The following is a 25,088-nucleotide window of genomic DNA, read 5'->3' as shown; positions in this document are numbered from 1 at the left end:
GGCCCCCACCCGGGGACCCCTCCGCATCACTTCCGTCAGCCGTTGGCCGCGACGTCCTCGACGAGCTGCACCAGCGTGCGGACCGGCACGCCGGTGCCGCCCTTGGTCCAGTAACCGGTCGGCTCGCCGGAGTGGTAGCTCGGCCCGGCGATGTCGATGTGCGCCCAGGCCACGTCGTCGGTCACGAACTCGCGCAGGAACACCCCGCCCTGCAGCATGTGACCGGCCCGGTCCATCCCGGCGTTGACCTGCGAGATGTCCGCCACGTCGGACTCCATGCCCTTACGCACGTCCTCAGGCAGCGGCATCGGCCAGGCGGGCTCGCCAACCGCGTCGCCGACCACCTGGACCCGCTCGCACAGCTCCGGAGTGCCCATCACACCGGCCACCCGCTTACCCAGCGCGACCACCTGGCCGCCGGTCAGGGTCGAGGTCTCGAACAGGTAGTCGGTGCCGTCCGCGCAGGCGCGGGCGATGGCGTCGCCCAGGACCATCCGGCCCTCGGCGTCGGTGTTGAGCACCTCGACCCGCTTGCCGTTGAACATGGTGATCACGTCACCCGGCCGGTAACTGGTGCCCGACGGCATGTTCTCCGCCATCGGCAGGTAGGCGCTGACCGCCACCGTCGGCTTCAACGCGGCGATCGCCAGCATGGCCGCGCCCACCGCGGCCGCGCCGCCCATGTCGGACTTCATCTCCCACATGCCCTGCGCGGGCTTGATCGAGATGCCGCCGGTGTCGAAGGTGATCCCCTTGCCGACCAGCGCGACCCGCTTGCCGTTACCGCCGCCCTGCGGCGTGTAGGTGAGCTTCACCAGCCGCGGCGGAGCCTCCGAGCCCTGCCCGACCGCGACGATGCCGCCGTACCCGCCGGCGGCCAGCGCCGCCTCGTCCAGCACCTCGACGCCGAGGCCCGCGTCACGGGCGGCGTCGGCGACCGCGTCGGCGAACGACGGCGGACGCAGCTCGTTCGGTGCGGTGTTCACCCAGTCCCGGGTGAGCCGGACCGCGTCCGCCACCACCTGCGCCCGGACGACCTCCGCCTGAGCGCCCGCGTCGCCGGCGTCCGGCACCGCGACGAGCACCTCGCCGACCGGCTCCCGCCGGGTCGGCTGGGGACGGGTCTTGTAGCCGGCGAACCGGTACCCGCCGAGCAGCGCGCCCTCGGCGACCGCGCGCAGCTCCGCCGACGCGTCCGCGTCGTCCGGCAGCGGCAGAGCCAGCGCGACCTTGGGCGCGCCCGCCAGAGCCCGGATCGCCGAACCCGCGGCCCGGCGCAGCGTCTCCGGAGCCGGTGCGGCACCCGACGGCTCCGGGCCGAGCCCGACCGCGGCCACCAGCGGGGCGGTCACGGTGCCCAGCGTGGCCAGCTTGATGACCTCGCCCGGCCCACCGGTCGCGCCGAGCAGCGCCAGCGTCTCGGTCAGCTTGCCGTCGAAGGCGGCGGCAATGCTCTCCGCGCCGCTGGCGAGCAGCAGGGTGCCGGCGAGGCCGCTGGTGGCGCCCTGCTCTCCGGGCTGGCTGTGCACGCCGATCACGATCGCGTCGACGGCGAGCTCGGCCGGGTCGGTGTCGACCAGGCTCAGGTTGGTGGTGCGGGGTGATGTCACTGAAGCTACTCCGGGCGGGCCGGGCCGGTCGCGGCGTCGCGTACCAGCGGTGAAGGTCTCCGGCGGAACGTACCCGCCGGACGTGATGGTTGTCCCGCCGACAGGGCCAGCGGGCTCCCGCCGATGCTAACCAGCGACGTTGCCCCCGGTAAGTTGCCACCCATGACCGACGTGACCTACGACGCCGCCGCGACCCGGCTGCGCCGTTCCCCGCTGCACGAGCGGCACATCGCCGCCGGCGCCAAGTTCGCCCCGTTCGGGGGCTGGGAGATGCCGCTGGAGTACGCCGGCGGCGGGGTGCTCAAGGAGCACACCGCGGTGCGTACCGCGGTCGGGGTCTTCGACGTGTCGCATCTGGGCAAGGCCCGGGTGAGCGGCCCCGGGGCTGCCGACTTCGTCAACGCCTGCCTCAGCAACGACCTGGGCCGGATCGGTCCGGGGCGGGCGCAGTACACGCTCTGCTGTGACGACGCCACCGGCGGCGTGGTCGACGACATCATCGCCTACCTGTACGCCGACGACCACGTCTTCCTCATCCCGAACGCGGCGAACACCGGTGAGGTGGTGCGCCGGTTGCGCGCCGCGGCGCCCGCGCAGGTCACCGTCACCGACGAGCACGAGGCGTACGCCGTGCTGGCCGTGCAGGGCCCCCGCGCGGCCGAGTTGCTGGCCGCTCTCGACCTGCCCACCGAGCACGGCTACATGAGCTTCTCCGCGGCGAGCCTGGCCGGGGTGGAGCTGACCGTCTGCCGTACCGGCTACACGGGCGAGTTGGGCTACGAGTTGGTGGTGCCGGCGGAGCACGCGGTGGCCGTCTGGGACGCGCTCTTCGCCACCGGGAAGGCGTTCGAACTGCGGGCCTGCGGCCTGGCCGCCCGGGACACGCTGCGTACCGAGATGGGCTACCCGCTGCACGGGCAGGACCTTTCCCTGGACATCACCCCGGTGCAGGCCCGCTCCGGCTGGGCGGTCGGTTGGGACAAGCCGGCCTTCTGGGGGCGTGACGCGCTGCTCGCCGAGAAGGCCGCCGGCCCCCGGCGTACGCTGCGCGGCCTGGTAGCCGTCGACCGGGCCATTCCGCGGCCCGGGATGACCCTGCACGTGGGCGACACCCAGGTCGGCACGGTAACCAGCGGCACCTTTTCCCCGACCCGCAAGCAGGGCATCGCGCTGGCCCTGCTGAACACCGACGCCAACCTGTCCGAAGGCGACGAGGTCGAGATCGACATCCGAGGCCGCCGAGCCCCCCTGAAGCTAACCAAACCCCCCTTCGTAACCCCCTCAGTGAAGTAACCCCCGCCCCAGAACCCTGTTGATCATGAAGTTATTGCCACGACACGCCGACGGCGGTGGCAATAACTTCATGATCAACGCGGGGGGCCGGCGGGGGTCCGGCGGGGGTCCGGCGGGGTGGGCCGGGGTGGGGTTAGGGGGTTGGGGGTTCGCCGGAGTCCAGGACGGCTTGGGTCCAGCCGCCCTCGATGACGCCGGTGGCGTCCAGGACCGCCCAGTCGACCACCTCGGTCGCCTCCACCACCACCGGAGCGCCGATCCGCACGCTCGGGTCGGTGGCGGCGTCGCTGGCGCTCACACCGATGATCCGCTCCGCGGTCTCCCACGAGGTGACGCCGGCCCAGACGTACTCCGGGCCGTCGTCGCCGGGCAGGCCGTACTTGACCACCAGCTGCGACTCCGTTGGGAGACGGCCCGCGACGAACCGGGCCCGCGCGTCACCCAGCGCCGCCCGGGCAGTGGCGACCGCCCGGCTCATCGCGTCACCCGATCGGGCGTAGCGCACGTCCGGTTGGATCCCGGAGAACAGGGTCGCGCAGGCCGCCGCGTAGTAGCGCCCGTCCGACCCCCGGTGCCCGGCCGGCGGACGCAGGCTGAGGAACGAGTCGGCCTCCGGGTCGGTCGCCGGGTCCAGTTCCAGGCGCAGCAGCACCGGGGCGGTCGCGCCGTGCTGTTCCGGGTTGCCGTACGCCACCGCGATGTCGTGCCCGGTGACCGTGGCCAGCACCGGCAGTTGCACGAACGCCGGCACCTCCTCGCCGGTGAGCCCGTCGGTCCAGTCCCGCAGCAGTCGGCGTGCCGCCCCGGTCATCACCGCACCCCAGGCGCGGGTGAGGTGGTCGGGCACCCCCTGGGTCTGCAACTCGAGCAGCCCGAAGCGGCGCAGCCCCTTGGTGGTGAACCACAGCCCCTCGGTGTCCGAGGAGTACGGCACCAGCACCCAGTCGACCAGCCGGATCCGGCCCTGCTCGTCGGGGAGTGAGCGCAGCGCGGTCGCCGGGTCGAGGAACTGCAGACCGAAGACGTCCACCACGTCGCTGTCGACGGACTCCGCCACGGCAGCCGCGACCGCGCGGGCCGCCCACTCGTGCGCGGGCGGCCAACCGGGCCGGTATTCGGCCTGCACGACCACCAGGTGGGTCGCCGCGGCCAGCCGGGCCAGCTGCTCCTCGGTGGCGCCGAACGCCGTGAGCAGGTCCGGCGGCAGCTCGGGAAAGTCGGCGATGGGCCGGGTGTCGACGCTCATCAGCGGGCTGTCCAGCATCTGCCGGGCCAGCCCGTGCACCGGCTCGGCCAGCCGGCCGGTCAGCGCCGCCACCGCGGTCTTCGCGCTGACCTTCGGTAGCCCCGCCATCGGCACCAGGTAGGTCGCGCTGAGCGACTCCGGCACCGGTACGGGCAGGAAGTCGTCCGTGATGAGCATTTTGGGGTCCCCCGGTGGCCGACGCCGGTGCTGTCGAGGCGAACGCTACCCGGCCCGCCGCGCCCGGTTCAGCCGGACAGCACCAGACCGAGGTAGACCAGCGTGGTGACCACCTCGACGGTCGCGCCGAGGACGTCCCCGGTTATCCCGCCCAGCCGTCGTACCACGTGGGTCAGCAGGCCGACCGCGACGGCGAGCGCGGCCGCGACGGCCAGTGGCCCCTGCCACGGGTGGCCCGGCACCGCGGGCACCGCCAGCAGCACGACGGCGACCGCGCCGACGGCCAGTGCCACCGGGCCGACCGTGCCGGCCACGAGCGCGCCGAGCCCGTCCGGCCGGGCCGCCGGCACTCCCCGCCGACAGGCCAGCGTGACGCCGAACCGCCCGGCGGCGGTCGCCGCGGCCACCGCCGCGAGACACGCCGGCCAGGACCGCCCCGCCAGGTCGGCGAGCGCCGCCGCCTGCACCAGGAGTACGACCACCAGCGCGACCACCCCGAACGGGCCGACGTCCGGCTTCTTCATGATCTCCAGCGCTGCCGCGCCCCGCCGGTACGAGCCGAGCGCGTCCACGGTGTCGGCCAGCCCGTCCAGGTGCAGCCCGCGGGTGAGCAGCGCGGCGGCGCCAACCGTCACACCGGCGGCCACCAGCGGGGGAGCGAACGCGCCGGTCAGCAGCAGCACGCCGGCCAGCAGGGCGCCGAGCAGCGCTCCGACCACCGGGGCGAGAGCCATCGCGGTGCCGGCGACCGGGCGGTCGATTCGTCCGGCCCGCACCGGCAGCGTGGTGAACGTGGTGACCGCCAGCCGGGTTCCCGCGAGGAACCGCGACTCAGCCGGCACGCCAGCCCGACGCCGGCTGCTCGTCCGCCCCGGTGGTGGCCGGGCCCGGGCCGGCCGGCTCCGGCTCGGCGAAGTCCGGCTCGGCGAAATCGGGCTCGGCGAAATCCGGCTCCGGTTCGTCGGGGGCCGGGCCTGGCTCCTCGTCACCGCCGAGCGACGGGTGGACCGGCAGCGCGGCGGCCAGCGCCAGCACCGAGCGCAGCAGCGGGAGCGCGACCAGCGCGTTCGCGCCCTCGCCGAGATCCAGCCGAAGGTCGAGCAGCGGGGTGAGACCGAGCACGTCGGCGGCGAGCCGCACCGCCGGGTGCCCGCCGTGGTCGGCGAGCAGGCACCAGTGTCGGGCCTGCCCGGCCAGGTCGCGGCTGACCATGCCGGCGGCGACTCCGACCGGCCCGTCGAGCAGCACCGGCACCCGACGGGCGGTGGCACCGAGCAGCACACCGGTGGCCACCGCCACGTCGCCACCGCCCAGCTCGGCCAGGATGTCCTTGGCGCCGCGCGACGAGCGGCGGGTGCGGTGCAGGGCGTCGCGTACCGCCGCGCAGCGGATCATCCACGCCGCGTCGTCGATCTCGCCGGCGTCGGTGATCACCCGGCCCAGCACGGCGGGCGGCTCCGCGCCCGCGGTCGCCGCGAGAACCGCCGCGGCCGCGGCCTCGGTGCCGGCTCCGCACGCCCCCAGCACCAGCAGCTGTACGCCGGCGTCGGCGGCCTGCTCGGCGAGCCGCCAGCCGTAGCGCAGCGCGGACTCCACCTGCTCGGGTGAGAGCGCCGGCTGGTCCTCCATCGCCGCGGCGGCCGGAGTGTCCACCACCTGCAGGCTGGCGCCACTCTCGGCGGCCAGCCGCGCCAACGCGCCCCGGCCAGCGCGGGCCTGCGCGGCCCGGCGCGCCGACTCACCGGCGACGGTGCCGGCCGACGCCCCGCCAGCGTGGTCGCCGTGCAGCAGCAACACCCGCACCGAACTCCAGGCCTGCGGGGTCGAGGTGCCCTGGGTGGCGGCCGCGAAACCGACCGCCCGGTCCAGCACGCCCAGCCCGGCCCCCGGCACGTCCAGCGTGGCCAGTCGGTCCACCGCCTGCGGGCCCGCGTACTCGTCGGGCATCGGCAGCTCCATGCCCGGCTGGATGACCAGACCGGTGGCCACCATCGGCAGCGCCATGGTCGGGGCCGCCCAGGGGTTGCCGGGCTCCTGGTTCGGGACGACCGGAGGCGTGTGGGTCAGCACATCGGGCAGCTGCACCTCGGGGGTGGGCTCGGCGTCGCCCAGGCTCGCCCCGACGGGTGCGGTCGCGGTGGCGGGAGCAGCCGGCAGCGTCGCGGTGGCGGGAGCCGCCGGCGCGACCGTGGTGGCGACCGGCTTCAGCCAGACCGGCTGGCCGGCGACGACCAGCGCCACCGCGTCGCAGGCGTCGGCGACCGCGCGGTTGGCCGCGCCCAACGCGTCGGTGAACGCCCGGCCCAGCGGGGTCGTCGGCACCAGCGACAGCCCCACCTCGGGGCTCACCAGCACCACCCGCGCCGAGCAGGTGCGGATCGCCTCGGCCAGCTCCGCGATCGTCGCCACGTCGTCGGCGGGCTGGTGATCCGGGTCGAGCAGCACCGTCACCCAGCCGCCCAGGTCGTCGACGAGCAGCGTCTCGTTGGGCTCGGCGGACGCGAGCACGTCGGCCAGCCGGCGTGGCTCCGCGGCGGTCTCCTCGGTGGTCCAACTGCCCGGCCGTCGGGCGCGGTGCGCCGCCAGCCGGGTCGCCCACTCGGTGTCCTCCGGGTCGCCCTCCGGCGCGGTGGCGAGGTAGCGGACCACCGGCGCGTCGGTGACCAGGGACTCGGCGAACTCGGACTTGCCGGACCGGGTCCCGCCGAGCACCAGGACCGTGTTCCACCCGTCTACGGACATGCCCGTACCTTAAGGCCGCCGGTGCTCGTGCTGCCTGCCGGCCCGGCGCTCACCGTTGATCAGTCGCAGTGTTCGAACCCACTGCCGTAACTGACCCCGCCGGTGGTGCCGCCCCACTTCACGCACGTCCCGGCGGCGCTGGCCCGCACCGGCCCGGCGTAGTAGTCGAAGGACCCGCTGTCGGTGCTGCGGGTCCGCCCCTGCACCTCCAGGTACGCCGAGGCCGCCGTCTTCGTGCCGACCGCGGTGTCCTTGAGGGTGACCACGCAGTTGGCGCCGGTGCCCGAGTGGTACATCAGGAAGACCCGGCCCTTGCGCTGGCCGTCGCCGCCGGTCAGCGTCGCCGAGTCGATCACCTGGTAGCCGCTGCCGCACGCCTGCGCGGCCGTGTACGGGTTGGGCCGGCCGGCCGCGCTGCCGGTGGGCGTCGGTCGGCTGCTGGCCTTCCCGGTCGGGGTGCTGCCCGGCGTCGTGGTGCGCGGGTCCGGGGCGCTCGTCGGCGCGTCGGTCCGGCCGCCGGAGCCGGTCGGCGCGGCGGACGCGGTGCGGCTGGCGTCCGGGGCGCCGCTGGGCGGAGGTCCCGAGGTGCTCGCATCTCCGGGGTTCAGCGCGACGTCGTCCGGGGCCGCCGCCGATTCGCCGGCCAGCGCCGGCGGACGGTCCGTCCCACCCGGCTCCTGGCCGGGCCGCAGGGCCACCACGGCCACGGCGATCAGCGCCACGAGGGCGACCGCGCCGGCCCCGATCAGCAGTTGCCGGCGTCGGCCGGACGATCCCTCCCGGAACACGTCCTCCCGGGTCGACCCCGACCCGGTCGTCGGCGAGGCCGCGAAGCCCGCCGGCGTGCGCACGGCAGCGGCCCCGATCGGCGCGGCCCCGATCGGCGCGGGCTGCCCGGTCGGCGTCGGCCCGACCGAGGGTGTCGGTGCGGCCGGCGGCGCGGGGGTCGGTGCGGGCGGTGGCGCGAAGGCCGGGACGGGCGGTGTGGCGGCCGGGGTGGCCGAGGGCGTCCCGGGGGTGGGCGCGGCCAGCGCCCACGGTGGGCGGGCGGAGACCGGGATGCTCGCCAGGGTCGAGTCGCGGGCGTCGGCGGCGGCAGCGGCCATGTCAGCGGCGCTGCCGAACCGGTCCGCCGGACGTTTCTCCAGCGCGCGGGCGACCACGGCGGCGACCGCCGGTGGGGTGCCCGGCGGCAGCGCCGCCGGCTCCTCCTGGGTGTGCCGCAGCGCCACCGCGAGCGGGTTGTCGCCCTGGAAGGGCGGCTGCCCGGCGAGGCAGAAGTACGCCACCGCGCCGAGCGCGTAGACGTCGGTGGCGGCCGAGACCGACTGCCCGGTGGCCTGCTCGGGGGACATGTACGAGGCGGTGCCGAGCACCATGTTCGCGGCGGTGAGCCCGGCCATGCTGCGGGACCGGGCGATGCCGAAGTCCACGAGCACCACGCTGCCGTCCGCCTTGACCAGCAGGTTGCCCGGCTTCACGTCCCGGTGCACGATGCCGGCGAGGTGGGCGGTGTGCAGCGCGTCCGCGGCCTGCGCCAGCACCGACATGGTGGTGGCCGGATCCAGCCGCCCCGCCGCGCGCACCCGAGCGGACAACGGCTCACCCTCGACGTACTCCATCACCAGGTAGTCGACCTGGCCGCCGTCGGCGAGCACGGCCTGCCCGACGTCGTGCACCGCGACCACGCCGGGATGCCGCAGCGCGGCCAGCATCCGCGCCTCGGCCCGGAACCGGGCGGTGAATTCCTGGTCGGCGACCAGCGACGGCAGCAGCACCTTCACGGCGACCTCGCGTTCCAGCAGCACGTCCGTGCCGCGCCAGACCGCGCCCATCCCACCTGTCGCCACCCGCTCGCTCAGCCGGTACCGGTCACCGAGCAGCACTCCCCGAGTCAGCACCGGGCCACCGTACCGGCCGACGCCAACGGGATTGATCCACCCTTGGACCCTGCGGGGGCGAGCGAGCGGCCGTCGCGCGCCGGGCCGACTACGCTGGCGAGGGTTCGTCCCACGGGGACTTCAGCGGCGAGGGGAGACGCGGCATGGCGTGGAGCTGGCGGTACGAGGGCACGGACGGCCAGACGGTCGAGGGACCGGCGGAGTCGTTCGGCAGCCAGGCCGACGCCGAATCCTGGATCGGTCAGTCCTGGCGGGAGCTCGCGGCGTCCGGCGTCACCTCGGTCGCGCTCGTGGAGGACGACCGGGTGGAGTACCGGATGAGCCTGCTACCCACGGCCGAGTGATGGCCTACGACCGGCCGGGCGGCGACGGGCTGGTTCTCGGCGTACCGAAGGCGGCGTTCCGGCCCAGCCCGGTCTTCCTCGGCCTGGTCGCCCTCTTCGCGGTCAGCGGGGTGCTGACCTGGAACGGTTACGGCAACGTCCGGTTCGACGTGTTCCTCTTCGTGGTGTCCGGCTGGCTGGTCTCGCTCTGCCTGCACGAGTACGCCCACGCGGTGGTCGCCTACCGGGCCGGCGACCGGGACATCGCCCACCGTGGCTACCTGACGCTCAACCCGTTGAAGTACACCCACCCGCTGCTGTCGATCGTGTTGCCGGTGGTGGTGGTGCTGCTCGGCGGCATCGGTCTGCCCGGCGGCGCGGTCTGGGTGGACCGGCACGCCATCCCGGGCCGACTGCGGCACACCCTGGTCAGCCTCGCCGGCCCGGCGACCAACGTGCTGTTCACGCTGGTGCTGGTGGCGGCACTGCGGATCGGCATCGAGTCGGGTGGCCCGGTGGAGTTCTGGGCCGGGGTGGCGCTGCTCGCCTTCCTGCAGCTCACCGCGAGCGTCCTGAACCTGCTGCCGGTGCCCGGCCTGGACGGCGGCAACATGATCCAACCGTGGCTCAACCCGCAGTGGCGCAAGATGTACGACCTGTTCGCCCCGTACGGGTTCCTGCTGCTCTTCGCGCTGCTGTGGAACCCGCGCATCGGCGGCTGGTTCTTCGACGTGGTCTTCGCGGTGGGTGACCTGCTCGGTCTGCCCTCGTGGCTCTACGCCACCGGCCTCGACCTGATCCGCTTCTGGCAGAGCTGAGCTGACCGAACCGGTCCGGTCGGCGCGAGAGGTTCGCGCCGACCGGACCGGACTGGCGTCAGGGACGCTGCGCGGGGGACTCGGTCTTCGCCGCGTCCCGCTCGGTGACCGGCTCGACGATCTCGTCGATCGCCTTGAGCAGCGCGGCGTCGAGCTTCACGCCGGCCGCCTTCACGTTGTCGTGCACCTGCTCGGGGCGGGACGCCCCGATGATCGCCGACGAGACGTTCGGGTTCTGCAGGACCCACGCCACGGCGAGCTGGGCCATGCTGAGACCGGCCTGCTCGGCGAGGGGCTTGAGCTGCTGGACCCGGGTGAGCACGTCGTCGCCCATCCACCGGGAGATGAAGCCCGCACCGGACTTCTCGTCGGTGGCGCGGGAACCGGCGGGCGGCGGCTGCCCCGGCAGGTACTTGCCGGAGAGGACGCCCTGCGCCATCGGGGACCAGACGATCTGTCCGATGCCCAGCTCCTCGCTGGCCGGCACGACCTCGGTCTCGATGACCCGCCAGAGCATCGAATACTGTGGTTGGTTGGAGACCAGCGGGATGTGCAGCTCGCGGGCGAGCGGGTGGGCGGCGCGCAGCTGCGCGGCGGTCCACTCGGAGACGCCGATGTAGTGCGCCTTGCCGGAGTGGACGACGTCGGCGAAAGCCTCCATCGTCTCTTCCAGCGGGGTGCTGGTGTCGTAGCGGTGAGCCTGGTAGAGGTCCACGTAGTCGGTGCGCAGTCGGCGCAGCGAGCCGTTGATCGACTCCATGATGTGCTTGCGGGACAGGCCACGGTCGTTGCGGCCCGGCCCGGTCGGCCAGTAGACCTTGGTGAAGATCTCCAGGCCTTCGCGGCGCTCGTTCTGCAGCGCCCGGCCGAGCACGTCCTCAGCCCGGGTGCCGGCGTACACGTCGGCGGTGTCGAAGGTGGTGATCCCCGCGTCGAGGGCGGCCCGGACGCAGGCGAACGCGGCGTCCTCCTCGACCTGCGAGCCGTGGGTGATCCAGTTGCCGTACGAGATCTCGCTGACCAACAGGCCGGAGCGGCCCAGGTGTCGGAATTCCATGTACCGACCCTAGCTCTAGTGGATCAACATCGTCGACCGGCCACTCAGAGCACCGGATTGGCGTCGGTGAGTAGTCGGTCGATCTCCTCCAGCACCTCGGCGCGATCCCGGTGCACCGGGTCGATCAGCGCCGCGCCGCGCCGGTCCAGGGCACCCCACCGCCCGGCACCACTGGCGACCAGGAACGCCACCGGGTGGATGACCAGCATCGCGTGCGACGGCGGGACCAGCACCGTGCCGGTGCGGTCCACCACCCCGCGCCGGCCGGCCACGTCGACCACGGCGAGCCCTTCGTCGGTGAAACCGTCGACCTGCTGGCCGTCGGCCAACTCGGTGACGAACCCGTGGTAGCGGGTGGGCACGACGATCCGGCCGGTCCGGTCGACCGCCCCCCACCCCTCGCGCCGGACGGCGGCCAGCCCGCGGCGGAACGGTCGTACCTCGGCGAAGTTGGGTGCGACGTGCACCGCGCCGGTCGCGTCGATCGCGGTCCAACCGCCCTCGCCGACCACCCAGGCCAGGCCGTCACTGAAGGGGTGGGCCGCCCGGAAGGACGGCGGGATCACCGTCGTACCGAGCAGGTTGATCAGCGACCACCGGTCGGTGTCCGGCCGGCGGACCCAGGCCAACCCGTCGTGGAACGGCTGCGCCTCGGCGTACCGGGCGGGGATGACCAGGTCGCCCTCCGGGTCGGTGTAACCCCACAGCGGCCCGTCGCGCTCCGGCAGCGGGGGCCGGTCACGGTCGAGCACCTCGTCCCGACCCCGGCGGTACGGCCCGAAGCCGTCCGTCGTGGCCCGGGCGGCGACCGCGTCGAGGGCCACCCGGACCCGGTCCAGCAGTTCGGCGTCGCCAGCGCCGCGCAGGTCCAGCGCCTGCTCGAAGTGCTGGCAGGCCTCCATGAGCCGTCCCTGGTCGTAACACGACCGCCCGGCGTGCTCGTGGAGTGCGGCCCGCAACCGGTCCGGCAGTTCGACCGAGTTGGCCTGTGCGAAGAGCTGGTCGGCCTCGGCGAAGTTCCCGCGCCAGCGCAGGACGTGGGCCAGCCGGGCCTGGGCCAGCGCGGTCCGGCGCAGCTCGCCGGTCGCCTCGGCGTAGGTGAGGGCGAGTCGACCGTCGGCCAGCGCGTCGTCCAGGTCGCCGAGGATCCGCGAGGTCACCGCCCGCAGGCTGAGTAACCGGGCCCGGGCGCGGTTGTCGATCGCCGACCCCAGCTTCTCGGTCAACCGCCGCCGGATGGCCCGCAGGTCGTCCGGCTCCGTCAGCTCCTCGCGCAGGGTCACCGGGTCCAGCCGCCAGCGGTACGCCGCGAGGACCTGCTCCGGATCGCCCGGGTCGGCCAGTGACGGTCGGGTGGCCGTCGGCGGAGCGTCGCCGGGTGGCGCGGAAACGGGCACGTCCTCCTCACGCGCGCCGGTCCTCGGGCCGGGAACGGTCGACGCGGGTGGGGCGGACGTCGGCACCGCCGACGCGGGTGGCGCGGAGATGGGTGGCGCGGACACGGGCGCTGCCGACAGCGGTGCGGGGGCCGTCGGCGGTGCGGAGACGGGCGCCGCGGGGGGCGGTGGCGCGGACGCAGGCGGCGCGGACACGGGTGGTGCGGACATGGGTGCCAGGGCTGCCGGCTCCGCCGGTGCGGGCGGCGCGAATACAGGTGCTGCGGGAATGGGTGCGGCGGAGTCTGGTTCTGCGAAGCCGGGTACCGGGGTGGTCGGCGGCGCGGACACGGGTGCTGCCGCGAACGGTGGCGCGGAGACGGGTGCGGCGAACGGTGGCGCGGACACGGGAGGCGCGGTGAACGGCGGCGCGGACACGGGTGCTGCGGCGAACGGTGGCGCGGACACGGGAGGCGCGGACACAGGTGCTACGGCGAACGGCGGCGCGGAGACGGGAGGCGCGGAGACGGGTGCCACGGAGGCCGGCGGTGCCGATGTGGGAGGTGCGGAGACGGGTGCCACGGAGGCCGGCAGCGTTGGCGCTGGCGGCGCGGAGATGGGCGCAGCGGCCGGTGCCGGGACCCTCGGCGCGGGGTTGTCAGCAACCGGCGGGGCCGACACGGGCGCTGCCGCGACGGGAGGGTACGTGTCGTCGTCAGCCGTCTCGGGTAGGGCTGGCAGCGCGGCGTCGACCGACCAGTCGGTTCGCCAGTCGTCCGTCGGACCTGCGGTGTTCGGATCGCCCTCCACGTCCGACGATCGGTCGCGCGGCTCGGCGTCGTCCGTCGGGTCGTGCTCAGCCGGGTCGGTGTCCCCGACGGGACGAGCGGCGGCCGGCTGGTGGTCGGCCTCGACGGCGGTTTCGGCCTGGTGGTGGGGTGTCGCGACGGTCGGTGTCGACGGCTCGGTATCCATTGTGGTCGGTGCGGTGGAGAGCTCGGGATCGCCGGCCGTCGACTCGTCGTCGGGGAACTCGGGCGACTGCCGGTCCGGCGCAGGCTCGCCCTGGTCGGTCTCGGCCGGCTGAGCGGGGCTGAACCACGCGTCCGGTCCACGGGTACCCGGGACCTCCTCCGACGCCGGAACGGGAGCGACCGGGCCTTCCGAGGGCGGCGGCGGTACGTAGCGGCGCGGTGTTCCGGGGGCGGGCGGGAGCGCCACCTCGGGGTCCTCCACCGAGGGCTCCGGGGCCGCAGTCGTCCGAGCCGCAGACGTCGGGGCTGCAGAAGTCGGGGCCGCAGAAGTCGGGGCCGCAGAAGTCGGGGCCGCAGAAGTCGGGGCCGCAGCCGTCGAGGCAGACGGTGGGTCAGGGACCTGCCAGGTTGGCGGCGGCGCGACCGGCGGGCGTGCCTCGGCCGCCGGATCCACCCGCTCCGGCGAGTGCGGGCGCTGCGGCGAGAGCGGTCGGTCCGGGGAGTGCGGGCGCTCCGGTGAGGCCGGGCGATGGTCGCTCGGCGCGGTGGAACTCGGCGCGGTGGAACTCGGCGCGGTGGAACTCGGCGCGCCGCCGATCCGGTGGCGGTCTGGGGTCGGCTCCCCGCCGCGCCGCTGGTCCACCGGGCGGTCCCCGTTGTCCGGGCCGGGGTAACGCGGCGGTGCGGTGGGATGCGCCCCGGCAGCCGGTGCCGGTTCGGTCGGTGGCCTGCGCCCAGGCGACGGGACATCCGACCGCTCGTCGGCGATCGGCGGGTCCACCGGCGCGGGCAGGTACTCCAGCCGAAGGCGTGCGGCGGGTGGACCCGAGATGGGCACGTCGGAGGCAGGGGATACCGGGGCGGCCGACACCGGGCGGTCTCGGCCGGGTGCGGCGGGGGAGACGGGCGCGGGCGACACCGGTCGCTCCGGGGAGACCGGCGGAACCGGCATGGCGCGGCCGGACGAGGCCGGTGCCGGCGGAGCCGACGCGGCTGGGCGCACCGGTCGCTCGTCGTACCGGGACGGGGTGGCCGCCGGTCGCTCGGGCCGGGCAGCCGGCCGCGGCGGGATACCCGGCTCGGCGCCGCGGTGTGGGTCCGCGGTGCGGTGCGGATCCGGAGTGCGGTGCGGATCTGGAGTGCGGTGTGGGTCCGGCGTGCGGTGCGGCTCGGCGCGGGGATCCGGCTCGCGGCTGCGGTCCGGGCGGAGCGGACCCGGTGGCGGCCAGGGCAGGCTGCCGTCCGGCCGTTGACCGGGCTGCGGCCGAAGCTCGCGGTGCCCGTCGTCGCGAGGCCGGTCCTCGCGGTGCCCGTTGTCGCGAGGCCGGTCCTCGCGGTACACGTTCTCGCGACGTCCGTCCTCGCGGTACGCGTCCGGGCGGGCCTCTTCGCGGGGACGCCGATCCGGGTACGCCTCGGCGCGGGCCGCGGTCTCGCGGGGCTGTTGCCGGTGCGGGTCGGGGTCGCGACGCCGCTCGTCGTCGCGGCGGGGCTGTTCGGGCATCTCCGGCTCGGGCCGGTGCCGTCGTCCACCGTTCGGGGACGGTGCTGCGCCGGCGCCCTCGTCCGCGCGGTAGCGCCGTTCCGGGCGGCGGACGTCGTCGGCGTTCCGGTCCGGGTACCCGTCGGCGCGGTACCGCGTGCGGCCGTCCACGTGCGCCCACGGGTCGGCGGCGTCGGCGACCCGGTCGTCGGCCATCCGGCCGTCGTGGTCCCGGGTGGGTCGTGCGCCGTACCCGTCGCCGGGGTGCCGCTCGTAACCGGCGGCCGGTCGCTCCTGCGCGCCGCGCCGACGCGGCGCATCGTCCGGCTCCGGCACCCGGCCGGAATCGGACCGGGGCGCGGGGGAGACCGGTGGCGTGCCCGGGTAACCCCGGTCCCACTCGGTGGGCTCCTGTCGCGGGCGGCGGCTGTCGTACCGCTCGGAGGTGGGCTGCTCCCGGTGCCAGGCGGCCTCCCGCGCCGGTCCTCGCTCCTCGGCGGGGCGTCGGTCGGACCAGGCGGTACGCCGGTCCGACTCGGGGGAGCGGCGGTCGTCGCGACGGGGTGGTTCGGGTAGAGGGCGACGGTACGGCTCGTGGTCGTAGTGGCGGGAGTCGGCGGTGTCGGACCGGCCGTAACTGGACGCGTCGGCCGGGCGCTCGTCGGCCCGGGGCCGACCGTAGGTCGGTGTCTCGCCCGGCTCGTCGTCCACCCAGGACCGGCCGTGGGGTGCCGGCTCGGCCGGTGGCTCGTCGGCCCAGGACCGGCCGAGGTAGGTGCCGTCCGGGCGGGTGGGCGCGAGCGGCGGCACCTCGGCCCGGCCGGTCACGGTCGCCCGTCCGCGCGGTGGCGGCTGATGGATCATGCCGATGTCGCCGGGGTAACGCTGACCGGGGAACTGGGGGTGCCATTCGGTGGTCGGTTCGGCCACCCAGGACGGCTCGTTCGGGTCTGGCCACGGGTCGTTGTAGCGGCCGTTCATTGACCGAGCCCGTCGCCACACCCGGCCACTCGGCCGATTCTCGCCGAAGGTGAGCTGTGCGTAGCCAGCGCCGAGTGACCGCTGGGCGTCCGGTCGCCGCCTGCCACGCCCCGGTGGCCGGCTCGCGTCCGCTCGCTCACGCGTTGTCACCTCGTTGCAAATTGTCGCGCTGGGGCCTCGCGTGCCGGTCAGGTCGCCCGCACCGGCAGGCCGTGGCTGCGGATGGAGGGTAACGGCGTGGGCTCGCTCACCGCCACTGTGCCGCCGCCCACGGGCGCAAACGTTATCCCAATGGTTTCGGACATTTGGGTCTATAACCCAATCTGGACTTCGACCCTACCGCATTCGACGACCGCCCGGCTCGGGCGGGATCGTCGCCCTCGGTCAGGGATGCTCCAGGATGAGGACGGCGAATGTGCCGGGAGCGAGCGCCTCGTAACGGTGCGGGGCGTCACCGGGGAACGTGGCGTAGTCGCCGGGGTTCAACTCGACCGAAGCCGCCTCGGGGCCGACCCGCAGTCGGCCCGCGGCGACCACCACGTGTTCGACGCTGCGCGGGGTGTGCCCGTCGGCGGCTCGGACGGCGCCCGGTTCCAATTCGATCAGGTAGACGTCCCGGCGCAGGTGTGCCGCCCCGGGGCTGAGCAGCGTGCCGGTGAAGTCGGCCTGCTCGGAACGGACCCGGGGCCCGTCCCCTGCCCGGATCACCCGTACGCCGTCATGGTCGGGCTCCACCAGCCGGCTGAACGGCACGCCGAGGGCCGCGCCCAACGCCCAGAGCGTCTCCACGCTCGGGTTACCGGTGCCCGACTCCAGTTGGGAGAGCGTGGACTTGGCCACCCCCGCCCGGCGGGCGAGCTCGGTCAGCGAAATGCCGACCCGTTCCCGTTCCCGGCGCAGGGCGGCGGCGATGGTGGCCAGCGGGGCGGCCGGTTCCGGAGACATCCGTTCGCTCCATCGGGATCAGCGTTCGTTGTGACGAACAGCATCAGCCTGTTCAGCATGATGAACCAAGCGCACGGTACAACGAACAGTGGGCGTCCGGATGCCGCACGGCGTGCTTGCCCTCCCGCGCGGCATCGAATGCCGGCAGCCCGCCCAAAAGCAAGATCCGCACAACGGCGGGGAGGCCGCTTCCTCCAGGCGTACCGGAGGTGCTCGTCCCCGCTGCTGTGCGGATCTTGGCAGGTGCGTGGGGGATTCTCACCCCGTCCGCCCGGAGGCGGGGTCAGACCTTGTCGCCCAGCTTGACCTGGGGGGCGGGAGCGCGCATCCGCCGGAACGTGATCGACCGCATGACCGCGTAGAGGAAGAGCGAGCCCATCCGCTGGCCGGTCTTCGGGAAGCGCTCCCGGACCAGCCTGCTGATCTTGCGGCAGATCAGCACCGAATCGACGACCACGCCCAGGGCCAGCGCGCCCCAGAGCACGTTGGAGATCAACCGGACCAGCGGCGGCATGGCCGCGTTCGACCCGATCAGCACGATCAGCGCGCCGCCGAAGAACCAGGTGCCGACGGTACGCCGGGAGTCGACCACGTTTCGGGCCAGCAGCCGCTCCGGGCCACGGTCGCGGGGGCCGCCCTCGCGGCGGAACTCCGACGCGGCCTCGCTGCGCAGTTGGCGACGGCGTTCCCGCTCCTCCTCCTTGGTGAGGGGGCGGCTGGGGCCGGCCGGGCGGCGGCCGACGGTCGGCCGCTTCGGCGTCTCCCGGCCCTTGGCCGGGGTGTAACCCCGGGCACGCTCGGCGGTCTCTTCGGGGGTCACCGAGGAGACGGCCTCGTCAACGAGGTCAGTGGACTTGCGGCGAAAGAGCGACGGCACGCGGCAAGGGTAGCCAACGGTTCGCGCCCGGTGCACATCGCGGTGCACCGGGCGCGAACGGAAGGTGATCGCGGTTACGGACGCTCGGCGTGCGCGCCCAGGTCGGCGAGCTTCGCCTCGAAGTCCTCGTAGCCCCGGTTGATCAGGTCGACGCCGTACACCCGGGAGGTGCCCTCGGCCGCGAGCGCCGCGATCAGGTGGCTGAAACCGGCCCGCAGGTCCGGGATGACCAGGTCGGCGGCGTGCAGCTTGCTCGGCCCGGCGATCACCGCCGAGTGCTTGAAGTTGCGCCGGCCGAAGCGGCACGGGGTGCCGCCGAGGCAGTCCCGGTAGACCTGGATGTTGGCGCCCATCGAGTTCAGTGCCTCGGTGTAGCCCAGCCGCTGCTCGTAGACCGTCTCGTGGACGATCGACAGGCCGCGGGCCTGGGTGAGCGCCACGACCAGCGGCTGCTGCCAGTCGGTCATGAAGCCGGGGTGCACGTCGGTCTCCAGCGCCACGGCGTTCAGCTCGCCGCCCGGGTGCCAGAAGCGGATGCCGCCCTCCTGGCCCGGGTCGCCCAGCTTCGGCGCGCGGGCGTCGGTGACCTCGTACTCGCCGCCGACCGAGCGGAAGACGTTCAGGAAGGTCATCATGTCGGCCTGCTGCGCGCCGAGGACCTCGACGTGACCACGGGTGGCCAGCGCGGCGGCCGCCCAGCTCGCCGCCTCGATCCGGTCCGGGATCGGCCGGTGGGTGTAGCCGTGCAGCTTCGGCACACCCTGAATCTCGATCACCCGGTCGGTGTGGACCTTGATGATCGCGCCCATCTTCTGCAGGATGCAGATCAGGTCGATGATCTCCGGCTCCACCGCGGCGTTGCGCAGCTCGGTGACGCCCTCGGCCATCACGGCGGTCAGCAGCACCTGCTCGGTGGCGCCGACGCTCGGGTACGGCAGGGCGAACTTGGTGCCGTGCAGCCCGTTCGGCGCGGACAGGTGCAGACCCTCCGGCCGCTTGTCGACGGTGGCGCCGAACTCCCGCAGTGCCTGCAGGTGGAAGTCGATCGGGCGCGGGCCGATGTGGCAGCCGCCCAGGTCCGGGATGAACGCGTGCCCGAGCCGGTGCAGCAGCGGGCCGCAGAACAGGATCGGGATCCGGCTGGAACCGGCGTGCACGTTGATCTGATCGGTGCTGGCGCTCTCCACGTTCGCCGGGTCGAAGACGAGCTCGCCGTCCTCGGCGCCGTCGGTGACCTTGACGCCGTGCAGACCGAGCAGACCCCGGACCACCTCGACGTCGCGGATCTTCGGCACATCGAACAGCCGGCTCGGGCTGTCGCCGAGTAGCGCGGCGACCATCGCCTTCGAAACCAGGTTCTTCGCGCCGCGCACGCGGATCCGCCCTTCAAGCGGAGTGCCTCCGTGTACGACCAGGACGTCGTCGGTCAACGCAACCTCCAGCGCGTCGGTGCTGCCGTGTTTTTGGGGGGGAGCCTGAACGTCGTCGGTACCCCGAATGCGGCCAAGTCGAAACGGCCCGCGTGTGTCGTCGCTCCGGCAGCATAGCCCTCGGTGACGAAAAACGACTCGGTCACATCGGCGTGTGTGGCATTAATCGGTGATCCGGCGCTTTTGCGTACCAAGAGCACTACGGATCGTGATCAGGACGCGGCCGGCGGCGGGGTGTCCGCACCGGGCAGGGCGAGCATCTGGTCCAGCGCGACCCGGGCGTGGTGCGCGGTGTCGGCGTCGACCGTGATCTGGTTGACGACCCGACCCGCGACCAGCTCCTCGAGAGCCCAGACCAGGTGCGGCAGATCGATCCGGTTCATCGTCGAGCAGTAGCAGACGGCCTTGTCCAGGAACATGATCTGCTTGTCCGGGTGCGCCAGCGCGAGCCGGCGAACCAGGTTCAGCTCGGTGCCGAGCGCCCACGCCGAACCGGCCGGAGCCGCCTCGACGGCCTTGATGATGTATTCGGTGGAGCCGACGTAGTCGGCGGCGGTGACCACCTCGTGCCGGCACTCCGGGTGGACCAGCACGTTGACCCCGGGCACCCGGGCCCGTACGTCGTTGACGCTGTCGAGGGTGAACCGGCCGTGCACCGAGCAGTGCCCCCGCCAGAGGATCATCTTGGCGTCGCGAAGCTGCTCCGGTGTGAGCCCGCCACCGGGCTTGTGCGGGTCGTAGAGCACGCAGTCGTCCAGCGACAGGCCCATCTCCAGCACCGCCGTGTTGCGGCCCAGGTGCTGGTCGGGCAGGAAGAGCACCTTCGACCCCTGCTCGAACGCCCAGTCCAGGGCGCGCTTGGCGTTGGACGAGGTGCAGACCACACCGCCGTTGCGGCCGACGAAGCCCTTGATGTCGGCCGAGGAGTTCATGTACGTCACCGGCACGGTCTCGGCGGCGATGCCCAGCTCGGTCAGGGTGTCCCAGGCGGCCTCGACCTGGCCCAGGACCGCCATGTCCGCCATCGAGCAACCCGCCGCGAGGTCCGGCAGGATCACCCGCTGGGAGTCGGTGGTGAGGATGTCCGCGCTCTCGGCCATGAAGTGCACGCCGCAGAAGACGATGTACTCCGCGTCCGGGCGGGCCGCGGCCTCCCGGGCCAGCTTGAACGAGTCGCCGGTCACGTCTGCGAACTGGATCACCTCGTCGCGCTGGTAGTGGTGCCCCAGCACGAAGACCTTGCTGCCCAGCTTCGCCTTCGCGGCCGTGGCGCGGGCCACCAGATCCGGATCGCTGGGCGCCGGCAGGTCGCCCGGACACTCGACGCCACGCTCGGTGTCGGGGTCGCTGCCCCGGCCGAGCAGCAGCAGAGCCGTCGCCGTGTTGGAGGGTTCCACCCAGGTCGAAGTCACGTAGCCATGGTCCCACAGCGCGAGCGCGACGCAGCTTCCCTCGGTGTGGGCTGCCACACTGCTCGGCATGCGCGTGCTGCTCTGTCCGGACAAGTTCGCCGGCACCCTGCCCGCACCGGAGGTGGCCGCCGCGGTGGCCGCCGGCTGGCGCACCGTCACCGACGGGGACGACCTGCTGATCCGGCCGCTGGCCGACGGTGGGCCGGGCTTCGTGGAGGTGCTCGCCGAAGCCCTCGGCGGCCGACGGGTGCCGGTGTCGACGGTCGACCCGCTGGGCCGTCCGGCGGCCGGTGAGATCCTGCTCACCGCCGACGGCGCGACCGCCTACCTGGAGAGCGCCCAGGCGTGCGGGCTGCACCTGCTCGCCAGCGCCGAACGTGATCCGAAGACCACCACCTCGTACGGGCTGGGCCTGTTGGTGGCCGCCGCGGTGGAGAGCGGCGCCCGGACGGTGGTGATCGGGCTGGGCGGTTCCGGCACCAACGACGCCGGAGCCGGAATGCTCGCCGCGCTGGGCGTCACCCCGCTCGACCCGGGCGGCGCCGCGCTGCCGTACGGCGGGGCGGCGCTCGCCGCGGTCGACGCGTTGGACGGCGTACCCCGGTTGCGTGGCGTCCGGCTCGTCGCGGCCACCGACGTGGACAACCCGCTGCTCGGCCTGCACGGGGCGAGCAACGTGTTCGGTCCGCAGAAGGGCGCCGACCGTGCCGACGTGCTGCTGCTCGACGCCGCGCTGGAGCGTTTCGCGGCCGTGCTGGAACGGGATCTGGCCGGTTGCCCGGCGGGGCTCGGCACGTTGCCCGGAGGCGGGGCCGCCGGTGGCATCGGCGCGGCCATCCTCGCCCTGGGCGGCGGCTGCGAGTCCGGAATCGGCCTTGTCACCCGGGCCACCCGACTGGACGCCGCGCTGGACACCGCCGACCTGGTGATCACCGGCGAGGGGTCGTTCGACCACCAGTCGCTGCGCGGCAAGGTGGTCGCCGGGGTGGCCGGCGCCGCCCGCGACCGGGGCGTCCCCTGCGTGGTGGTGGCCGGGCAGGTGAGCACCGGCCGGCGGGAGGCCGCCTCGGCCGGGGTGACCGACGCGTACAGCCTGGTCGAGCACTTCGGTGGCGAAGAGGGCGGCGGGCTCGACGCCGCGCTGAGCCGACCCGCGGAGGGCCTGCGTGAACTGGGCGCCCGGCTGGCCCGGCAGTGGAGCCGCTGAACGTCCCGACCACCCCGCCGGCCCGCGCAGGAGCGGGTCGACCTGCGGCGGGGGTTACGCCACGCGGGTGAGTCCGGCCGGGGCGGCGTACGATCGGCAGAGGACCACAACCGGGAATCACTGGACGGCGCGCGGCGTTGGCCAGTGCGTCCGGACCCAAAACCGCGCAGGGAGACTTCCACGTGACCACGCCAGCGCAGACCGAGTCGACCGAGGCCCAGGCCCCTACTTCCGTCGTCCTCACCGACGTCGCGGCGCAGAAGGTCAAGGCCCTGATCGAGCAGGAGGGCCGCGACGACCTGCGGCTCCGCGTCGCCGTGCAGCCGGGCGGCTGCTCCGGCCTGCGGTACCAGCTCTTCTTCGACGAGCGTTCGCTCGACGGCGATGTCGTCACCGACTTCGGTGGTGTCGAGGTCGTTGTCGACCGGATGAGCGCCCCGTACCTTTCCGGCGCGACGATCGACTTCGCCGACCGGATCGACGCCCAGGGCTTCACCATCGACAACCCCAACGCGGGCAGCTCGTGCGCCTGCGGTGACTCGTTCAACTGAGTCACACCACACCAGCACAGACGGGGCCGTCCTTCGGGACGGCCCCGCTGTCGTAGCGGTGTGAAGTCGTAGCGGTGTGAAGTCGTACCCGTTGGGAACGGTCGAAGAAGCGGCGGTGTCGGGCCGGTTGCCGATGACCGACCGACCGGTCAGTGTCGGGTTGCCCGGCCGGTAGGCTGACCGCGCCCTGCTCCCGACCCCGAGGGTTGACATGAAGATCGCCGTCACCGGCTCGATCGCCACCGATCACCTGATGAGCTTCCCCGGTCGCTTCGCCGACCAGCTCATCGCCGATCAACTGCACAAGGTGTCCCTCTCCTTCCTGGTGGATGACCTGGTGCTCCGTCGCGGCGGCGTGGCGGCGAACATCTCCTTCGGTATGGGTCAGCTCGGGCTGCGCCCGGTGCTGCTCGGCGCGGTGGGGGCGGACTTCGCCGACTACCGCTCCTGGCTGGAGCGCCACGGCGTGGACTGCGACTCGGTGCACATCAGCGAGGTGGCGCACACCGCCCGGTTCGTCTGCACCACCGACACGGACATGTGCCAGATCGCGTCGTTCTACGCGGGTGCGATGAGTGAGGCGCGCAACATCGAGCTCGCCCCGGTCGCCGACCGGCTCGGTGGGCTCGACCTGGTGCTGGTCGGTGCCAACGACCCCGAGGCGATGCTGCGGCACTCGGCCGAGTGCCGCACCCGGGGGTACGCCTTCGCCGCCGACCCCTCCCAGCAGCTCGCCCGGATGCCCGGCGAGGACGTGGTGGCGCTGATCGAAGGTGCCGAGTACCTGATGACCAACGACTACGAGAAGTCGCTGCTGCAGAGCAAGGCGCAGCTGAGCGACGACCAACTGCTGGACCTGGTCAAGGTGCGGGTCACCACGCTGGGCAAGGACGGTGTGGAGATCGCCGGGCGGGGCATCGACCCGATCCACGTACCGATCGCGCGGGAGATCCGGGCGGTCGATCCGACCGGGGTGGGCGACGGCTTCCGGGCCGGCTTCTTCACCGCGCTCTCCTGGGGGCTCGGCCTGGAGCGGGCCGCCCAGGTCGGCTCGCTGCTGGCCACGCTGGTCCTGGAAACCGTCGGGACCCAGGAGTACGACGTCCGGCGCGACCTGTTCGTCAAGCGAATGGCCGAGTCCTACGGCGACACCGCGGCGGACGAGATCCGCCCCCACCTCCTCCCGGCGTAGTCCCCACCCCCCATCCTCGGCGATCTTGCACTCTGTGTCGCCGGTTCGCGGCTTTTCATGGGTCTTGTCGCGCCAGAAAGTGCAAGATCGCCGGGGCGGGGGTCAGTGTTGGCGGCGGACGTCGTAGGCGGGGCCTTCGGGTCCGTTGACCGACCCTAGGAACTCCTGACCGCGCATCCGGCACCAGGCGGGAATGTCGACCGCCGCCGCCGGGTCGTCGGCGAGCACCCGGACCACCGTGCCCACCGGCACCTGCGGCAGCCGCCGGGCCGCCGCGATCACGGGCAGCGGGCAGCGCTGCCCCCGGCAGTCGATCACCTCGTCCGGCATCGTCACAGCCCCACCACCCCAGCCTCGGCGCGCAACTCGGCGATGATCCCGGGCAGTTCGGTGAGGAACCGCTCGACGTCCGCCTCGGTCGTCTCCCGATGCAGGCTGACCCGCACGTTGCCATGCGAGAGCACCCCCATCGCCTCCAGCACGTGTGACGGGCGCAGCGTCGACGAGGTGCAGGACGACCCGGACGACACGGCGAAGCCCCGCCGGTCCAGAGCGTGCAGCAGCGCCTCGCCGTCAACGTACAGGCACGAGAAGGTGACCAGGTGGGGGAGCCGGAGCACCGGGTCGCCGACCACCTCCACGTCCGGCACCTCCGTCGCGACCCGCGCCCGGATCCGGTCCACCAGCGGGGCCAGCCGGGTCGCCTCGGCCGCCGCGTCGGCCGCCGCCGCCCGCAGGCTCGCCGCCGCCGCCACCACCGCGGGCAGATTCACCACCCCGGGGGTACGTCCACCCTCCCGCTCGTCGGCCGGCCACGGTGACTCCCAGCGGGTGCCCTTACGGACCGCCAACACGCCCACCCCGGGCGGGCCGCCCCACTTGTGGGCGCTCGCGCTGAGCACCGACCAGCCGGCCGGCACGGGCACCCGGCCAACCGACTGTGCGGCGTCCACGTAGAGCGGCACCCCCACGTCGGCACAGGCGGCGGCCGCCTCGGCGACCGGCTGCACGGTGCCCACCTCGTGACTGGCGGTGATCAGCGCGGCCAGCGCGACCCCGGGGCCCTGCACAGCGGCCGACCACGCGGTCAGGTCCAGTCGGCCCGACCGGTCGACCGGCACCCCGGTAGCGGTCCCGCCCGCCGCGACGTGCCGCTCCGCGGCATGCAACACCGCCGAGTGCTCGATCGCCGAGTGCACCAGCGTCGACCCGACCCGATGCCGCCCCGCCAGGCCTCCGAGCACCGCGCCGTGGGCTGCGGTCGTACCGCTGGGGGTGAAGGACACCTCGTCGGCACGGACGCCGAGCGTCAGCGCGGTGGCCTCGCGGGCGGCGTCGAGCAGTTGCCGCGCCCGGCGGGCCTGGGTGTAGAGCTTGCCCGGGTCGGCCCAGCCGTCGTCGAAGGCGGCCAACAGCGCCTGCCGTGCGACCGGATGCATCGGCGCGGCAGTCGCCGCGTCCAGGTAGACCGGGGATGCGCTCACAGATCCGCC

19 protein-coding genes are annotated in these 25,088 nt (G+C 73.8%); 6 read left to right on the top strand and 13 right to left on the bottom strand.

The annotated features are described in order from the left end of the window. Window positions 1-35 precede the first annotated feature (35 nt). Window positions 36-1,610: a leucyl aminopeptidase gene (locus HNR20_RS06225; protein ID WP_184177233.1), complete on the bottom strand. Its 1,575-nt coding sequence runs from the start codon at window positions 1,608-1,610 to the stop codon at window positions 36-38. A 162-nt stretch (window positions 1,611-1,772) separates the two neighbouring features. On the opposite strand from HNR20_RS06225, the gene gcvT reads away from it, so the two are divergent. Next, window positions 1,773-2,903, top strand: a complete 1,131-nt coding sequence (gene gcvT, locus HNR20_RS06220) for a glycine cleavage system aminomethyltransferase GcvT (RefSeq protein ID WP_184177231.1) — start codon at window positions 1,773-1,775, stop codon at window positions 2,901-2,903. Window positions 2,904-3,036: 133 nt separating this feature from the next. Here the strand turns inward: gcvT and HNR20_RS06215 are convergent, their stop codons facing one another. The 4 genes from HNR20_RS06215 to HNR20_RS06200 all read right to left on the bottom strand — a co-directional run bounded on the left by HNR20_RS06215 (window position 3,037) and on the right by HNR20_RS06200 (window position 8,969). Further along, a complete protein-coding gene (locus HNR20_RS06215; protein ID WP_184177229.1) occupies window positions 3,037-4,326 on the bottom strand; it encodes a DUF2314 domain-containing protein in 1,290 nt (429 codons plus the stop codon). A 68-nt stretch (window positions 4,327-4,394) separates the two neighbouring features. Beyond that, on the bottom strand, window positions 4,395-5,168 hold the full coding sequence (locus HNR20_RS06210; protein ID WP_184177227.1) for an adenosylcobinamide-GDP ribazoletransferase: 774 nt from the start codon (window positions 5,166-5,168) through the stop codon (window positions 4,395-4,397). Continuing rightward, on the bottom strand, window positions 5,158-7,068 hold the full coding sequence (locus tag HNR20_RS06205) for a bifunctional adenosylcobinamide kinase/adenosylcobinamide-phosphate guanylyltransferase (RefSeq protein ID WP_184177225.1): 1,911 nt from the start codon (window positions 7,066-7,068) through the stop codon (window positions 5,158-5,160). Before HNR20_RS06205 ends, HNR20_RS06210 begins: the two co-directional genes overlap by 11 nt. Window positions 7,069-7,127: 59 nt before the next feature. After that, window positions 7,128-8,969 (bottom strand): serine/threonine-protein kinase, encoded by a 1,842-nt coding sequence (locus tag HNR20_RS06200; RefSeq protein ID WP_373291044.1) that lies wholly within the window; start codon window positions 8,967-8,969, stop codon window positions 7,128-7,130. Between the two features lie 143 nt (window positions 8,970-9,112). Between HNR20_RS06200 and HNR20_RS06195 the strand changes: the two genes are divergently transcribed. Then, on the top strand, window positions 9,113-9,313 hold the full coding sequence (locus HNR20_RS06195) for a hypothetical protein (RefSeq protein ID WP_121652208.1): 201 nt from the start codon (window positions 9,113-9,115) through the stop codon (window positions 9,311-9,313). Then, window positions 9,313-10,110, top strand: coding sequence for a site-2 protease family protein (locus tag HNR20_RS06190; RefSeq protein ID WP_184188066.1), 798 nt, complete (start codon window positions 9,313-9,315; stop codon window positions 10,108-10,110). Before HNR20_RS06195 ends, HNR20_RS06190 begins: the two co-directional genes overlap by 1 nt. Window positions 10,111-10,168: 58 nt before the next feature. Here HNR20_RS06190 and HNR20_RS06185 read toward each other — a convergent pair whose 3' ends face one another. The 6 genes from HNR20_RS06185 to nadA all read right to left on the bottom strand — a co-directional run bounded on the left by HNR20_RS06185 (window position 10,169) and on the right by nadA (window position 20,645). Further along, window positions 10,169-11,167, bottom strand: a complete 999-nt coding sequence (locus tag HNR20_RS06185) for an aldo/keto reductase family protein (RefSeq protein ID WP_184177223.1) — start codon at window positions 11,165-11,167, stop codon at window positions 10,169-10,171. A gap of 44 nt (window positions 11,168-11,211) precedes the next feature. Next, the gene (locus tag HNR20_RS32640; protein WP_268240288.1) at window positions 11,212-15,981 is read right to left on the bottom strand and encodes a WG repeat-containing protein; all 4,770 of its coding nucleotides are present in this window, start codon (window positions 15,979-15,981) and stop codon (window positions 11,212-11,214) included. 384 nt (window positions 15,982-16,365) lie between these two features. Continuing rightward, entirely contained in the window at window positions 16,366-16,926 is a 561-nt protein-coding gene (locus HNR20_RS06175) for a helix-turn-helix domain-containing protein (RefSeq protein ID WP_184177222.1), read from the bottom strand. Between the two features lie 283 nt (window positions 16,927-17,209). Beyond that, on the bottom strand, window positions 17,210-17,803 hold the full coding sequence (locus HNR20_RS06170) for a DUF3043 domain-containing protein (protein ID WP_184177220.1): 594 nt from the start codon (window positions 17,801-17,803) through the stop codon (window positions 17,210-17,212). A 74-nt stretch (window positions 17,804-17,877) separates the two neighbouring features. Beyond that, window positions 17,878-19,245, bottom strand: a complete 1,368-nt coding sequence (gene murA, locus HNR20_RS06165) for a UDP-N-acetylglucosamine 1-carboxyvinyltransferase (RefSeq protein WP_260322043.1) — start codon at window positions 19,243-19,245, stop codon at window positions 17,878-17,880. 200 nt (window positions 19,246-19,445) lie between these two features. Further along, window positions 19,446-20,645, bottom strand: coding sequence for a quinolinate synthase NadA (nadA, locus tag HNR20_RS06160; protein ID WP_184188061.1), 1,200 nt, complete (start codon window positions 20,643-20,645; stop codon window positions 19,446-19,448). A gap of 67 nt (window positions 20,646-20,712) precedes the next feature. On the opposite strand from nadA, the gene HNR20_RS06155 reads away from it, so the two are divergent. From HNR20_RS06155 to HNR20_RS06145, 3 genes are all read left to right on the top strand, one after another. After that, complete coding sequence (locus tag HNR20_RS06155; protein WP_184177216.1) at window positions 20,713-21,852, top strand: glycerate kinase family protein; 1,140 nt, start codon at window positions 20,713-20,715, stop codon at window positions 21,850-21,852. Between the two features lie 182 nt (window positions 21,853-22,034). Next, window positions 22,035-22,403 carry an iron-sulfur cluster insertion protein ErpA gene (erpA, locus tag HNR20_RS06150; RefSeq protein ID WP_030337969.1) on the top strand — a complete coding sequence of 123 codons (369 nt, stop codon included), beginning with the start codon at window positions 22,035-22,037 and terminating at the stop codon, window positions 22,401-22,403. Between the two features lie 211 nt (window positions 22,404-22,614). Then, on the top strand, window positions 22,615-23,595 hold the full coding sequence (locus HNR20_RS06145) for a carbohydrate kinase family protein (protein WP_184177214.1): 981 nt from the start codon (window positions 22,615-22,617) through the stop codon (window positions 23,593-23,595). Between the two features lie 102 nt (window positions 23,596-23,697). Here the strand turns inward: HNR20_RS06145 and HNR20_RS06140 are convergent, their stop codons facing one another. Continuing rightward, window positions 23,698-23,931: a sulfurtransferase TusA family protein gene (locus HNR20_RS06140; protein WP_110564157.1), complete on the bottom strand. Its 234-nt coding sequence runs from the start codon at window positions 23,929-23,931 to the stop codon at window positions 23,698-23,700. Further along, window positions 23,928-25,079 (bottom strand): cysteine desulfurase family protein, encoded by a 1,152-nt coding sequence (locus HNR20_RS06135; RefSeq protein WP_184177212.1) that lies wholly within the window; start codon window positions 25,077-25,079, stop codon window positions 23,928-23,930. The genes HNR20_RS06140 and HNR20_RS06135 overlap by 4 nt, the downstream gene beginning before the upstream one ends. Window positions 25,080-25,088 lie beyond the last annotated feature (9 nt).

Source organism: Micromonospora parathelypteridis (assembly GCF_014201145.1).
GTDB classification, from domain to species: Bacteria; Actinomycetota; Actinomycetes; order Mycobacteriales; family Micromonosporaceae; genus Micromonospora; species Micromonospora parathelypteridis.
This window is presented reverse-complemented; position numbering and strand designations above follow the sequence as displayed.